Origin of the sequence: Rhodoferax sp., assembly GCF_037143375.1 — a bacterium.
Taxonomy (GTDB): Bacteria; Pseudomonadota; Gammaproteobacteria; order Burkholderiales; family Burkholderiaceae_C; genus Rhodoferax.
The window spans coordinates 1-13,712 of sequence record NZ_JBAWYV010000023.1; the positions used below are offsets into that span (position 1 = coordinate 1).

Consider the following 13,712-nt stretch of genomic DNA (forward strand, 5'->3'; position numbering starts at 1 on the left):
GACGCACTGTGGATGGTGGGTGAATTTCGGGGTTTGACACTGCTCTTGCATGCAAAACGCCATCGCCAGAAACACGCGTGCACCACAAGCTTCTTTGGGACTGGACGGTCCCGCCTCGACAACGGGTGCTGCAGGGGCCGGTTTTGGAGCAGCATGGACGGGCTCAACCGGTGCAGGGGGCGGTGCTGGTTTTGGCACTGCAACCGGTACTGGCGCTACTTTGGGTGCTGCCAGTTTGGGCGAGGGTTTAGGGGCTACAGGCACTGGGCGAACTACTGGCGCGGCTTCAACCACAGGAGCCGGTGCCGGGGCTGCAACGGGCAAGGGGGCCGAGGCCGGTTCAACAGGCGGCGTTGGCGCTGGACTGGGTGCGGGCGCAGCTACAGGGGGGGCGACCGGCACGGGTGCAGGTACCGGCGCTGCAGAGGTCTCTGTCTCAGCTGATTTTTTGGAATGGGTGAGGAACCAAGCTCCGCCACTTGCCAAAACCAACACAACGGCCGCAATACTGCCCCAAAGCACCAAGGGTTTGGCGTTGCTTTTCGCGATGACCTCTTTGTTTGGTGCTTGTACGAACGACTGGGGAGCGACAGTGGCAGGTTTGGGCGCAGGTGTCGGTAAAGGCTTTGGCGTGGGCGTGATTGTTGGTGTTATCACGGGCCGAGGCGACAGGATCTGAGTTTTTTCAAAATCAGGTTTGGGCGTCGGTACAGCCCATGGCGGAAGTGGCTCAGGCGTGATGATCACTGTTTCCTCAAAGTCTGGCGTAGCGGCAGACTCTGGAACAGGCGCAGGCAAGGGCGTCACCACATGGGGCGCCGGTTTTGATACAGCCACAGGTACGGGTGACGGCGGTGGAGGAGGCGCAGGAACTGCGATGGTGGTCGTGTCCGGCGCAGTTGCCACAGCCTTAATAAGCGTGGCTTCTGGCGCAGTCACAGGCATCACATTAGGTACGGGCGTCGATGGTGATGAAGGCGCTGGAACAGGCGCCATGGAGGCACCACAGGCTTTGCAAAATTTGGCGTTGAGGCTGTTTTCGGTGTGGCACTTGCCGCAGGGCAGGCTGTTGTCGGTAGCGGGTGCCGGGGTGAGTGCGGCGGTACGCAGGTCGTGGCCGCAGCCTTTGCAGAACTTCGCGCTGTCGTTATTTTCAGTCGCGCATTTTGAACATGAAATGGCCATGTTTTTTTCCTAAAACAATAAAATTAATCTTTTAACGCCGCCACCTCCCAGGCACTGACGTCCTTCGTTTGTTCTCGTCATGAAGTGTAACGGGGCAAAAAGTCAGGGTTGTAAGCTATTGCGAGCTGGCCGGGGCAAACAAATCTACCCGGTCAGTGATGAAGCCTTCAACCCCCAGATCAAGCAGGCGCTGCGCCTTAGACGCGTCGTTGACGGTGTAACTCAGGCAACGAAACCCGGCGCTTTGGGCTTGCGTCACGCTGGATGTCTCCCACAGGGTGTGGTCGCAGATGATGGCCACGCATTCCAGCGACAGCGCCGTCTCTAGCCAGCCTTTCCAGAGTGTTTCAAGTAACAGGCCCCGTGGCAAATGCGGTGCAGTGTCGTGGGCTGCTGCCAGTGCTTCGGGGTCGAAAGAGCTTAGCAAGGGCGGCACAGAGGCATTACGCCAGAGCCGCGCCGCGTGCTGGGCCACCACGGTGCCGGTCTGGCGCGCCTGCCCGGTCGTGGGTTTGATTTCGATGTTCAAGCCATAGCCGTTATGCAGGCAGAAGTGGGCGATGTTCTCGAAACAGGGCAAGGGTTCGCCAGCAAAGGCCCGCGAGTGCCAACTGCCCGCGTCGAGTTGCGACAACGTACCCCAGTCGTGGTCGCCCCCTACCGCGCTGACGTCAGCTCCCCATTGCAATAGGGCGTTGCTGGTGCGCGTCAAAGTGTCGTCATGCAGCAAAAATGGGACGCCATCGGCACTCAGTTTGACGTCGCACTCAAACATGCGGTAGCCGTGGGCGGCGCCCAGACGGAACGCGGCCAAGGTGTTTTCGGGGGCCAGTTTGCCCGCACCCCGGTGGGCGATCCAGGTCGGGTAAGGCCAGTTTTCTTCGGTGATGAGCATGGTGGTTTGCCTTGTGCGTCCGCGTCCAGGTGGGTCAGCGATGTCAACACACCGATTAAACACGCGTTCCGGCTTGGGATGGCCCCGGTCCCCATCAGGCCAGTAGGTGAATGCTGCGCTGCGGTAATATCTCAGCCCAGCCGGGCTTGATCTCACCCAGTGTCACGTTCTGGCTGCAACTACAGAACCCGATGAACGCACCCCTTCAGCTCAATCAATTAGCGCCTGCTACCCAAGCGCTGCACGAACACGCTCGCATCCGCGAAATTCCGTACAACTACACCTCGTTTTCTGACCGCGAAATCGTTATTCGACTGTTGGGCGAGCACGCCTGGGAGTTGCTTAACCGCCTGCGCGACGAGCGCCGCACCGGTCGCTCGGCCCGCATGCTGTATGAAGTGCTGGGCGACGTCTGGGTGGTGCAGCGCAACCCCTATTTGCAGGATGACCTGCTGGACAACCCCAAACGGCGCGTGCTGTTGGTAGATGCTTTGCATCATCGCCTTGATGAGGTCGAAAAACGGCGGTCCCCTGAAACTGACCCGGAGCGCGATGCGCTGGTGGGCGAGTTGCTCAAACTGGCCGGCCAAGCGGTGCAGTCGTTTGACGCGGCGTTTGTCGAAGCGGCGGCCTTGCGTCGCAAGACCCAGCGCACCTTGGTCAAGCTGACGGCCAAGGACAACATCAAGTTTGATGGCCTGTCGCGTGTGAGTCATGTGACCGATGCGACCGATTGGCGCGTCGAGTACCCATTTGTGGTGCTGACGCCGGATACTGAAGAAGAAATGGCCGGTCTGGTCAAGGGCTGTATTGACTTGGGGCTGACCATCATCCCGCGCGGCGGCGGCACCGGCTACACCGGCGGCGCGATTCCGCTGACCTGGCGCAGTGCGGTCATCAATACCGAAAAGCTCGAAGCCATGACCGAGGTCGAGATGCGGACGCTGCCCGGTTTGACCGAGCCGGTGGGCACGGTCTGGACCGAAGCCGGTGTGGTGACGCAACGCGTGGCCGATGCGGCTGAGCGCGGTGGTTTTGTGTTTGCGGTGGACCCGACCTCGGCCGAAGCCTCTTGCATTGGCGGCAACATCGCCATGAACGCGGGCGGGAAAAAAGCCGTGCTGTGGGGCACCGCGCTGGACAACCTGGCCAGTTGGCGCATGGTGACACCGCAGGCCGAGTGGCTTGAGGTGACGCGACTCAATCACAACCTGGGCAAGATTCACGATGCCGAGGTCGCCAGCTTTGAGCTGAAATACTTCAAGGCCGACGGCAAAACGCCGCTGCGCACCGAGCGTCTGGACATCCCTGGCAAGTCTTTCCGCAAAGAAGGCTTGGGCAAGGACGTCACCGACAAGTTTTTAAGCGGTCTGCCGGGCATTCAAAAAGAAGGCTGCGATGGCCTGATCACCAGTGCGCGCTGGGTCGTTCACCGCATGCCGGTGCATACGCGCACCGTCTGTCTTGAATTTTTTGGCAACGCCCGCGATGCGGTCCCCAGCATTGTCGAGATCATCGATTTCATGTTTGCCGAGCAAAAGCGTTCCGGCGTGTTGCTGGCCGGGCTGGAGCATCTGGATGACCGTTACCTCAAGGCGGTAGGGTATGCCACCAAGTCCAAGCGCGGTGGCTTGCCCAAGATGGTGTTGTTTGGCGATATTGCCGGTAACGATGCCGACGACGTGGCCCGGGCTACGTCTGAAGTGGTACGCATAGCCAACTCACGCAACGGCGAAGGTTTTATTGCCATCAGCAAGGAAGCGCGCAAGAAGTTCTGGTTGGACCGCAAGCGCACTGCCGCCATCAGCAAACACACCAACGCCTTCAAGATCAATGAAGATGTGGTGATTCCGCTGCCGCGTATGGCCGAGTACACCGACGGCATTGAGCGCATCAACATCGAACTCAGCCTGCGCAACAAGATTGCCTTGTGCGATGCGCTGACCGAGTTTTTTGCCCGAAGCGATTTGCCGCTGGGCAAGCAAGGCGATGCCAATGGCATCACGTCGGCCGAATTGCTGGAAGACCGCGTGACGCAGGCGCAAGCGCTGATTAGCGAGGTGCGCACGCTGTGGGCCGGTTGGCTGCGCGATGTGGAAATGCTGTTTCCCGAGTTGCAGGACCACACTTTGCGCGCCAGTTGGAAAACGCAGTTGCGGGCACCGCTGGAGAATATATTTACCGGCGCAGCGTTTGAGGCGATTCTGAAAGAGTGCAACGCTGTGCACCAACGGGTGCTCAAAGGCCGGGTCTGGGCCGCTTTGCACATGCATGCCGGTGACGGCAATGTGCACACCAACTTGCCGGTCAACAGTGACGACTACGAAATGTTGCAAGCCGCGCACGGGGCCGTCAAACGCATCATGGCGCTGGCGCGTTCGCTCAATGGCGTGATCTCGGGCGAGCACGGCATTGGCATCACCAAGCTGGAGTTTTTGACCGACGAAGAGCTGCGCCCGTTCACCGAGTACAAAGCCAAAGTTGACCCGGAAGGGCGCTTTAACAAAGGCAAGTTGCTACGAAATTCGAAGCTACTCACGCAGGATGCACGGGGGCTACAGGCTGATTTGACCAATGCCTACACCCCCAGCTTCGGGTTGATGGGTCACGAGTCGCTGATCATGCAACAGAGCGACATTGGTGCCATTGCCGACAGCGTGAAGGATTGCCTGCGCTGCGGCAAGTGCAAGCCGGTGTGCGCCACCCATGTGCCGCGTGCCAACCTGCTTTACAGCCCGCGCAACAAAATTTTGGCCACCTCGCTGCTGGTCGAAGCCTTTTTGTACGAAGAGCAAACGCGCCGCGGCATCTCGATTCGCCACTGGCAAGAGTTTGAAGACGTGGCCGACCATTGCACGGTGTGCCACAAATGCTTGTCGCCGTGCCCGGTCAATATCGACTTTGGTGATGTCACCATGAACATGCGAAACCTCTTGCGCAAAATGGGCAAGAAGAGCTTCCGCCCGGCGGGTGCGGCGGCCATGTTCATGCTCAATGCCACCAACCCGGACACGATCAAGTTCGCACGCTCCATGATGGTCAACGTTGCGATCAAGGCGCAGCGCATCGCCGCCGATGTGATGAAGGTAATCTCGCGCAAGCAGACCAAAGCACCACCGGCCACGGTGGGCACGGCACCGATCAAAGAGCAAATCATCCACTTTGTGAACAAGAAGTTGCCTGGTAGCTTGCCCAAAAAGACCGCCCGTGCTTTGTTGGATATTGAAGACAAGGACTACGTGCCGATCATTAGGGATCCGCAAGCGACTAATGCTGAGACCGAGGCCGTGTTTTATTTTCCCGGTTGTGGCTCAGAGCGCCTGTTCAGTCAGGTGGGATTAGCCACGCAAGCCATGCTGTGGCACGCCGGGGTGCAAACCGTGTTGCCGCCGGGGTATTTGTGTTGCGGTTACCCGCAGCGCGGCGGCGGTCAGTTTGACAAGGCCGAGAAGATGATCACCGACAACCGGGTGCTGTTCCATCGGGTTGCCAACACCCTGAACTACCTCGACATCAAGACCGTGGTGGTGAGTTGCGGCACTTGTTATGACCAGTTGCAGGGTTACGAGTTCGACAAGATATTCCCCGGTAGCCGCATCATTGACATTCACGAGTACCTGCTTGAGAAGGGCATCACGCTGCTAAACGCGGGCTCTTTCCTGTTTCATGACCCGTGCCACAGTCCGATGAAGTTGCAGGAACCGATCAAGACCGTCAAGGCTTTGCTCGGCGACAACGTGATCCAGTCGGAGCGTTGCTGCGGCGAGTCCGGTACGCTGGCGCTGAACCGGCCTGACATCTCGACCCAGGTGCGCTTTCGCAAGGAAGAAGAGATTCGGAAAAATGAAGTCAAGTTGCGTGAAAAAGGCAGCTTGGGACCGAAGGAAAACGTCAAAATCTTGACCTCCTGCCCGGCGTGTTTGCAGGGCTTGAGCCGTTTTGGCGATGACCTGCAAAACGGCCTGTTGGAGGCCGACTACATCGTGGTCGAGATGGCCAACCAGATTCTGGGCGACCAGTGGATGCCAGACTACGTCAGAAAAGCCAACAACGGCGGCATTGAGCGCGTGCTGGTTTGAGTTTTAATCGTTCATTTTTTCAACACGACGTCTAACAAAAGGTGGTCAACATGGCAGGTTTGCAATCCGGCGCTCCAACGCCCCAGGAAATGACAGTGCACAGCCAGTCCAAAGTGCTGCAAATCAGTTTCTCTGATGGGGCTGAATTCCGTATTCCGTTTGAGCTGATGCGCGTCTACTCGCCCTCGGCCGAAGTGATGGGTCACGGTCCCGGCCAAGAGGTGCTGCAAAGCGGCAAAAAGGACGTGGGTCTGGACGGTTTGGAGCCGGTTGGCAACTACGCGGTACAACCGTCGTTTAGCGACGGCCATAACTCCGGTATTTTTTCGTGGGATTACCTCTATTTTTTGGGCTCCCAGCAAGACAAGCTGTGGTCGGACTACACCGCCCGTCTGGCTGAGGCCGGGGTCACGCGCGACACGCCCATGCCCGAGAAGGCCGGTAAAAGCTGCGGCAGCCACTGAACTATTACGCTATTGATTAAGTAGCTATCAGCGCAGGTAACACGGGGGCTAGAGCCCTATTTTCATCATATTCACAACGAAATAACGCTGGTGCGGGAATTCCTCCTTTTTGCACTGGTGTTTCGCATCTAGTATTGCCCCCATGACAACAACACATTTTGGTTACAAATCGGTTGATGAGACCGAAAAAGCAAAGCACGTGCGCGGCGTGTTTGACTCCGTGGCGCCCAAGTACGACCTGATGAATGACCTGATGTCCATGGGGATGCACCGCGCCTGGAAGGCGTTTACGGTGCAGGTTGCTGACATCCGCGAAGGCTACCAGGTGCTTGATATTGCGGGCGGTACGGGCGACCTGGCGATGGCTTTTTCCAAAAAGGTCGGCAAAAGCGGGCAGGTGGTTCATACCGATATCAACGAAGCCATGCTGCGTACCGGGCGAGACCGCTTGATTGACGCCGGGATTTCGCTGCCCACGTTGGTGTGCGATGCTGAAAAGTTGCCTTTCCCCAATAACCATTTCGATGTGGTGAGCGTGGCCTTTGGCTTGCGTAACATGACGCACAAGGATGTGGCGCTGGCAGAGATGAATCGGGTGCTGAAGCCGGGCGGCAAGTTACTGGTGCTGGAGTTCTCCAAAGTGGCGCCACCGCTGGAAAAAATCTACGACTGGTATTCCTTCAAAATTTTGCCCAAATTGGGTCAGTTGGTGGCGGGCGACGATGCCAGTTACCGCTATCTGGCCGAATCGATTCGCATGCATCCAGGGCAGGAAGAGCTCAAAACCCTGATGAAAAATAATGGCTTTGGCCATGTGGACTACCACAACATGAGTGGTGGGCTGGTAGCCTTGCACGTCGGCATCAAGTGTTAATTATAAAAAATCGATAGGAGACATCATGAAATTTTGGTCATTGGTATTCGCAGTATTCCTGCTTTTGGCCGGCTTTAATGCCGAAGCCGCAAGGCGCATGGGCGGCGGCAAGTCGATCGGCCAGCAGTCCAGCAATGTGACACAGCGCCAAGCCGCGCCGGCACAAAATGTGGCGAAACCGGCTCCGGCACCTGCGCCAGCCGCACCCGCCGTCGCGCCCAAGCGGCCTTGGGGCGCCATGTTGGGTGGTTTGGCAGCCGGTCTTGGCTTGGCCTGGTTGGCCAGCTCTTTAGGCCTGGGCGGTATGGCAGGCGCCATCGGCCAGATGCTGATGTTCGGGCTGTTGGCGCTGGTCATCATGGCGGCGGTGGGTTGGTTCATGAAACGTCGCAAAGCTTCGCAAGGGGGTGACGCTCAAAATGCGGGCAACTCGCCCTTCGCCTTTCAGGGTGCTTCGCCCGCCAGCACAGCCCAGACACCGGCGACTTACCGGCCTGAAAACGTGGGCAATGACGCTTCAGCCCGTCCTTGGGAGCGCAATACGTCGACTTTCGACTCGCTCAAGGCCTTGCCGGATGCGTCTGGTTCCATGATTGGCTCGGGCTTGACCGGCTCTCAGAGCTGGGGCGTGCCTGCTGGTTTTGATACCGAGGGATTTCTCCAGTCAGCCAAGGCCAATTTCGTGTCCCTTCAGGCCGCATGGGACAGATCTGACATCAACGCCTTGCGCGTCATGATGACCGACACCATGCTGAAGGAAATCCAGTCGCAGTTGGCCGAGCGCGAGGTGCACACCGGTGGACCCGTTAATTTGACCGATGTGGTCATGATTGAAGCGCATTTGCTGGGTATTGAAGACCTGGGCGAGAGCTACATGGCCAGCGTCGAGTTCTCCGGCATGATCCGGGAAGAGGTGAATTCCAGCCCGAACCCGTTCCGCGAAGTCTGGAATATGACCAAACTGAAATCCGGTAACAGTGGTTGGTTGGTGGCGGGCGTTCAAGCCTTGCAATAGTCAATAGTATTTGTCATTGCGGGACCGCAATGACCGCCTGAATCAAAATCAGTTTGAATTCAGGGAATAATCGGGGACTATGGAAACACAGTCCCCTTTTTCTTTGCTTGAAGGTTTATTTCGGAACCTTCCCTTGCCAAATATTCAACCCCCGGTTTGGGCCGTCGATGAGGCGCAGCGACGTATCGTTCTGCTGCTTAATCACATCCTGATCCAGGAAAAAGAAGCGACCAGCCGACTGGCCCGACAGAAAGGCCGCGTTGTCCTGATGCAATGGCGCTCTTTTTCGATCGAATTGGTGGCGACGCCTGCCGGTCTGCTGGACCGCGCACCGGTCGGTGCCAAACCCGATCTGGTCTTGGCGGTGACCGAAGAATCTCCCTTGGCCCTGGCGCAAGCGGTTTTACGTGGCAACAAGCCCACCGTGCGCATTGAAGGCGATGTGCAACTGGCCGCCGAGGTGAATTGGCTGGTTGACCATGTCCGCTGGGACCTGGAAGAGGACTTGGCCAAGATCATTGGTGACGCTCCCGCCCACGGTTTGGGTCAGGCAGCGCGTGGCATGGCCAATGCCTTGAAGCAGTTCGTGGGTTCAGTTGCCAATGGGTCGCCCAAGGCCCCGACATGACTCGCCTGTTTCGGGGCGCGTTCATTGTTTGGGTGATGTTGCGTTACGGTCTGGACGAGTTGTTCCTGACCAGCTTTGAAAAACCCTGGCTCCACGCCCTTTCCCGTTTTTTGTCGATAGGGCGCAATTTGAAGGCGCCGCGCGGTCAGCGCATCCGTGAGGCGCTGGAGAGTCTGGGGCCTATTTTTGTCAAGTTCGGTCAGGTGTTGTCCACCCGGCGCGACCTGTTGCCGGTGGATATTGCCGATGAGTTGGCCCGTCTGCAAGACCGCGTGCCACCCTTTGGCAGTGATGTGGCCATCGCCACCATCGAGCGCGCTTTCAATAAAAAAGTGGACGATATCTTTGTTTCGTTTGACCGCGAACCGATCGCCAGCGCCTCCATTGCACAAGTGCACTTTGCGGTGCTCAAAGACCGCAACGGCAAGAACCGCGAAGTGGCCGTCAAGGTGCTGCGTCCGGGCATGCAGACGGCAATCGAGAAAGATTTAAGCCTGCTGCGCATGATGGCGGGCTGGATCGAAGGCATGTCTAACGACGGCAAGCGCCTCAAGCCGCGCGAAGTGGTCGCCGAGTTCGATAAGTACCTGCACGACGAGTTGGACCTGGTGCGCGAAGCTTCCAGCGCAGCGCAGTTGCGCCGCAATATGGATGGGCTGAACCTGGTGCTGATTCCTGAAATGTTCTGGGACTATTGCGCCACGGAAGTCATCGTGATGGAGCGAATGAAAGGTCTACCCATCAACCAGGTGGAGCGCCTGCGTGCTGCAGGGGTAAATATTCCCAAACTGGCGCGTGACGGGGTCACGATTTTCTTCACGCAAGTGTTTCGCGATGGTTTTTTTCACGCCGACATGCACCCGGGTAACATCCAGGTCAGCATTGAGCCCGCCACGTTTGGTCGCTACATCTCTCTGGATTTTGGCATCGTCGGGACCCTGACTGAGTCCGATAAAGAATACCTCGCGCAAAATTTCACGGCTTTTTTCCGCCGCGATTACAAGCGCGTGGCCGAGTTGCACATTGAGTCGGGTTGGGTTCCTCCCGCCACGCGGGTGGATGAGCTGGAGTCTGCCATTCGCTCAGTCTGTGAACCCTACTTTGACCGCCCCCTGAAGGAAATTTCGCTGGGGCTGGTGCTAATGCGCTTGTTCCAGACCTCGAGGCGTTTCCAGGTTGAAATCCAGCCGCAACTGGTCTTGTTGCAAAAAACACTGCTCAACATCGAAGGTTTGGGCCGCGAACTTGATCCGGAACTCGACCTCTGGGCCACAGCCAAGCCGTTCCTGGAAAAATGGATGATTGATGAACTGGGTCCCAAAAAGCTCATCGACCAGTTGCGCAACGAGGCACCCCGCTATGCCAAATTACTGCCAGAACTGCCCAGGTTGCTGGTGAATTTTCTCCAAAGCACCAAGTCCGGCTCCGGGCGTGCCCTCGAAGAGTTGTTGCTGGAGCAAAAACGCACTAACCGCTTGCTGCAAGCGCTGTTGTACGGTGGCATTGGTTTTGCGCTCGGTCTGGTGGTGATGCAGTGGGTAGTGCGCGTTCGGGTTTTCTGAGCGGGCAGGGTGGGGATGTCAACGCTTTATAATCAAAAGCTTTGCAACTTGAAATCCGAGCCTTATTGCCATGCCAATTTACGCCTATAAATGCGAGTCCTGTGGGTTTGCCAAGGATGTGTTGCAGAAAATGTCCGACCCTCTGCTCACAGACTGTCCGACCTGCGGTGCCTCCACCTTCAAGAAACAACTGACTTCTGCCGGTTTTCAGTTAAAAGGTTCCGGTTGGTACGCCACTGATTTCAAGGGTGGCGGGTCAGCGACCACCACAGCACCCACCTCGACTTCAGCCAGTTCCACCAGCACCGAAGCCGCTTCGAAGCCCTCGGAAACCGCCAAGCCCACTGAAAGCACTGCCAGCAAAACCGATTCGGCGCCTGCTGCTTCTGGCGGTTGTGGTGGTGGTTGCGCCTGTCATTGACGTCCTTGCGTCAATATCCTGGGAGTTGTTGTGCCAATTAAAAAATACCTGATCACCGGCCTGTTGGTCTGGCTGCCTACGGCCATTACCCTCTGGGTTTTGCTGTGGTTGGTGGGCCTGCTTGATGCTATTTTTGGAGGCTTGCTGACCGGTATTGCTGCCGTGTCATCCGATGCCACGGGAACTGTGATTGAGCAGTTGCGCCACATTCCTGGCTTGGGCGTGGTGCTGGTTTTTACCGCCCTGCTGATTACGGGGGCGCTGGTGTCCAACGTGGCGGGGCGCTGGTGGCTCAAGCAGTGGGACAAACTGTTTACGCATATCCCTGTCTTCAAGTCGATTTACAACAGCGTCAAAAAAGTGTCCGACACACTTTTTTCAGGCAACGGCAATGCGTTTCGTAAAGCCATGCTGGTGCAGTATCCGCGTGCGGGTGTCTGGACCATTGCCTTTCAGACTGGTGCTCCCGTGGGTGAAGTGGCGGGGCATCTTGGGGTTGATTTTGTGAGCGTGTATGTGCCCACTACACCGAACCCGACCAGCGGGTTTTTCCTGTTGTTGCCGCGTGCTGACGTCATCGAATTGGATATGAGTGTGGACGAAGCACTTACCTATGTAATTTCGATGGGCTCTGTGGCGCCCACCGCTGCGGTTTCCCTTAAGTAAATTTTTGTCGATAACCTGTGCCGCCTTTGTTGGCGGGCTTTGAAAGCTTTTCTATGGCCATGCGTTCCCATTATTGCGGTCTTGTGACCGAAGCCCTGTTGGGCGAAACTGTGACTTTATGCGGCTGGGTCAACCGTCGCCGTGACCACGGTGGCGTTATTTTTGTCGATATTCGTGATCGCGAAGGCTATGTTCAAGTCGTCTGCGACCCCGACCGTGCCGACATGTTCAAGACCTCTGAAGGCTTGCGCAACGAGTTTTGTATCCAGGTCAAAGGCTTGGTGCGCGCCCGTCCCGAAGGCACCACCAACGACAACATGAAAAGCGGCAAGATTGAAGTGCTGTGCCTTGAGTTGAACGTGCTCAACCCCTCGGTGACGCCGCCCTTCCAGTTGGACGATGACAACCTGAGCGAGACCACGCGTCTGACGCACCGGGTGCTTGATTTGCGTCGCCCCTACATGCAAAACAACCTGATGCTGCGCTACCGCGTGTCGATGGAAGTGCGCAAGTTTTTGGATGCCAATGGCTTCATTGACATCGAAACCCCGATGCTGGGCAAGTCCACCCCCGAAGGCGCGCGCGATTACCTGGTGCCCAGCCGCGTGCATGAAGGCCACTTCTTTGCCTTGCCACAAAGCCCCCAGTTGTTCAAGCAGTTGTTGATGGTGGCCGGTTATGACCGCTACTACCAGATCACCAAGTGCTTCCGCGACGAAGACTTGCGCGCCGACCGTCAGCCTGAATTTACCCAGATTGATATCGAAACCTCGTTCCTGAGCGAGCAGGAAATTCGTGACATGTTCCAGGGCATGATCACCACCGTGTTCCAAAACACCCTGAACGTCGACTTGGGCGAGTTCCCGGTCATGACGTACCAGGAAGCGGCGCACCGCTATGGCTCCGACAAGCCAGACCTGCGTGTCAAGCTCGAATTTACCGAGTTGACTGATGTCATGACCGATGTCGACTTCAAGGTGTTTGCCGGAGCGGCCAACATGAAGGATGGCCGCGTGGTGGGTCTGCGCATCCCCGGTGGGGCCCGCGAAACGGGCGGCCTGAGCCGCAGTGAGGTCGACGCTTACACCGAGTTCGTCAAGATTTACGGTGCCAAAGGCTTGGCCTACATCAAGGTCAACGACCTGTCCAAAGGCCGCGACGGTCTGCAATCGCCAATTGTCAAAAACATTCACGACAAGGCACTGGCCGAAGTGCTGGCACGCACCAACGCAAAAGATGGCGACCTGATTTTCTTTGGTGCCGACAAGGCCAAGATCGTCAATGACGCCATTGGCGCCCTGCGCATCAAGGTCGGTCACAGTGAGTTTGGCAAGAAAAATGGCTTGTTTGAGAAATCATGGCGTCCATTGTGGGTGGTCGACTTCCCGATGTTCGAGTACGACGAAGAGTCGCAGCGCTACACCGCAGTCCACCATCCTTTCACCGCGCCCAAAGAAGGCCACGAAGACTGGATGGTCACAGCCCCCGAGAAGTGCATCTCCCAAGGCTACGACATGGTGCTCAATGGCTGGGAAATGGGCGGTGGCTCAGTCCGTATCCACCGTGCCGATGTGCAGCAAAAAGTTTTTGATGCGCTCAAAATCACGCCAGAAGAAGCGCAAGACAAGTTTGGCTTCCTGCTCGACGCCCTGCAATACGGCGCGCCACCTCACGGTGGCCTGGCCTTTGGCCTGGACCGCATCGTCACCCTCATGACCGGTGCCGAGTCGATTCGTGATGTGATCGCTTTCCCCAAAACCCAGCGTGCCCAATGTCTGCTGACCAAAGCGCCTTCAGTGGTTGAAGAGAAGCAATTGCGCGAGTTGCACATCCGCTTGCGCCCAACTGAGTTGACCAAACCAGTTTGATCAAGACCTGAGGCAAGGCTTCAGGCAGAATGAAAGGGCGCTAATTCGGCGCCCT

The 13,712-nt window shown here is 57.4% G+C and carries 12 protein-coding genes; 11 read left to right on the forward strand and 1 reads right to left on the reverse strand.

The window, feature by feature from the left end; all coding sequences use genetic code 11:
- Positions 1–49 precede the first annotated feature (49 nt).
- Both WCG50_RS05710 and WCG50_RS05715 read left to right on the forward strand, forming a co-directional pair.
- Positions 50–679, forward strand: a complete 630-nt coding sequence (locus WCG50_RS05710; protein ID WP_336898613.1) for a hypothetical protein — start codon at positions 50–52, stop codon at positions 677–679.
- Positions 680–739: 60 nt separating this feature from the next.
- Positions 740–1,198 (forward strand): hypothetical protein, encoded by a 459-nt coding sequence (locus tag WCG50_RS05715; RefSeq protein ID WP_336898614.1) that lies wholly within the window; start codon positions 740–742, stop codon positions 1,196–1,198.
- Positions 1,199–1,300: 102 nt separating this feature from the next.
- On the opposite strand, the gene ugpQ is transcribed toward WCG50_RS05715, so the two are convergent.
- Positions 1,301–2,080: a glycerophosphodiester phosphodiesterase gene (gene ugpQ, locus WCG50_RS05720; RefSeq protein ID WP_336898615.1), complete on the reverse strand. Its 780-nt coding sequence runs from the start codon at positions 2,078–2,080 to the stop codon at positions 1,301–1,303.
- A 191-nt stretch (positions 2,081–2,271) separates the two neighbouring features.
- On the opposite strand from ugpQ, the gene WCG50_RS05725 reads away from it, so the two are divergent.
- The 9 genes from WCG50_RS05725 (at position 2,272) to aspS (ending at position 13,657) form a co-directional block, all read left to right on the forward strand.
- Positions 2,272–6,159 carry an FAD/FMN-binding oxidoreductase gene (locus WCG50_RS05725; protein WP_336898616.1) on the forward strand — a complete coding sequence of 1,296 codons (3,888 nt, stop codon included), beginning with the start codon at positions 2,272–2,274 and terminating at the stop codon, positions 6,157–6,159.
- A 50-nt stretch (positions 6,160–6,209) separates the two neighbouring features.
- Positions 6,210–6,623, forward strand: a complete 414-nt coding sequence (locus WCG50_RS05730; RefSeq protein WP_336898617.1) for a DUF971 domain-containing protein — start codon at positions 6,210–6,212, stop codon at positions 6,621–6,623.
- Positions 6,624–6,765: 142 nt separating this feature from the next.
- The gene (gene ubiE / locus WCG50_RS05735) at positions 6,766–7,497 is read left to right on the forward strand and encodes a bifunctional demethylmenaquinone methyltransferase/2-methoxy-6-polyprenyl-1,4-benzoquinol methylase UbiE (protein WP_336898618.1); all 732 of its coding nucleotides are present in this window, start codon (positions 6,766–6,768) and stop codon (positions 7,495–7,497) included.
- Positions 7,498–7,522: 25 nt separating this feature from the next.
- Positions 7,523–8,512: a Tim44-like domain-containing protein gene (locus WCG50_RS05740; protein WP_336898619.1), complete on the forward strand. Its 990-nt coding sequence runs from the start codon at positions 7,523–7,525 to the stop codon at positions 8,510–8,512.
- Between the two features lie 79 nt (positions 8,513–8,591).
- Positions 8,592–9,140 (forward strand): hypothetical protein, encoded by a 549-nt coding sequence (locus tag WCG50_RS05745; RefSeq protein WP_336898620.1) that lies wholly within the window; start codon positions 8,592–8,594, stop codon positions 9,138–9,140.
- Complete coding sequence (ubiB, locus tag WCG50_RS05750) at positions 9,137–10,702, forward strand: ubiquinone biosynthesis regulatory protein kinase UbiB (RefSeq protein ID WP_336898621.1); 1,566 nt, start codon at positions 9,137–9,139, stop codon at positions 10,700–10,702. Before WCG50_RS05745 ends, ubiB begins: the two co-directional genes overlap by 4 nt.
- Positions 10,703–10,772: 70 nt before the next feature.
- A complete protein-coding gene (locus WCG50_RS05755; protein WP_336898622.1) occupies positions 10,773–11,123 on the forward strand; it encodes an FmdB family zinc ribbon protein in 351 nt (116 codons plus the stop codon).
- A 36-nt stretch (positions 11,124–11,159) separates the two neighbouring features.
- Positions 11,160–11,789: a DUF502 domain-containing protein gene (locus WCG50_RS05760; protein ID WP_336898649.1), complete on the forward strand. Its 630-nt coding sequence runs from the start codon at positions 11,160–11,162 to the stop codon at positions 11,787–11,789.
- A 53-nt stretch (positions 11,790–11,842) separates the two neighbouring features.
- Positions 11,843–13,657: an aspartate--tRNA ligase gene (gene aspS, locus WCG50_RS05765; protein ID WP_336898623.1), complete on the forward strand. Its 1,815-nt coding sequence runs from the start codon at positions 11,843–11,845 to the stop codon at positions 13,655–13,657.
- Positions 13,658–13,712 lie beyond the last annotated feature (55 nt).

Excerpts from the sequence above, each read along its gene's own strand:
- WCG50_RS05710 (WP_336898613.1), top strand. The coding sequence starts at position 50 with ATGCAAAACGCCATCGCCAGAAACACGCGTGCACCACAAGCTTCTTTG.
- WCG50_RS05715 (WP_336898614.1), top strand. The coding sequence starts at position 740 with ATGATCACTGTTTCCTCAAAGTCTGGCGTAGCGGCAGACTCTGGAACA.
- ugpQ (WP_336898615.1), bottom strand. The coding sequence starts at position 2,080 with ATGCTCATCACCGAAGAAAACTGGCCTTACCCGACCTGGATCGCCCAC.
- WCG50_RS05725 (WP_336898616.1), top strand. The coding sequence starts at position 2,272 with ATGAACGCACCCCTTCAGCTCAATCAATTAGCGCCTGCTACCCAAGCG.
- WCG50_RS05730 (WP_336898617.1), top strand. The coding sequence starts at position 6,210 with ATGGCAGGTTTGCAATCCGGCGCTCCAACGCCCCAGGAAATGACAGTG.
- ubiE (WP_336898618.1), top strand. The coding sequence starts at position 6,766 with ATGACAACAACACATTTTGGTTACAAATCGGTTGATGAGACCGAAAAA.
- WCG50_RS05740 (WP_336898619.1), top strand. The coding sequence starts at position 7,523 with ATGAAATTTTGGTCATTGGTATTCGCAGTATTCCTGCTTTTGGCCGGC.
- WCG50_RS05745 (WP_336898620.1), top strand. The coding sequence starts at position 8,592 with ATGGAAACACAGTCCCCTTTTTCTTTGCTTGAAGGTTTATTTCGGAAC.
- ubiB (WP_336898621.1), top strand. The coding sequence starts at position 9,137 with ATGACTCGCCTGTTTCGGGGCGCGTTCATTGTTTGGGTGATGTTGCGT.
- WCG50_RS05755 (WP_336898622.1), top strand. The coding sequence starts at position 10,773 with ATGCCAATTTACGCCTATAAATGCGAGTCCTGTGGGTTTGCCAAGGAT.
- aspS (WP_336898623.1), top strand. The coding sequence starts at position 11,843 with ATGGCCATGCGTTCCCATTATTGCGGTCTTGTGACCGAAGCCCTGTTG.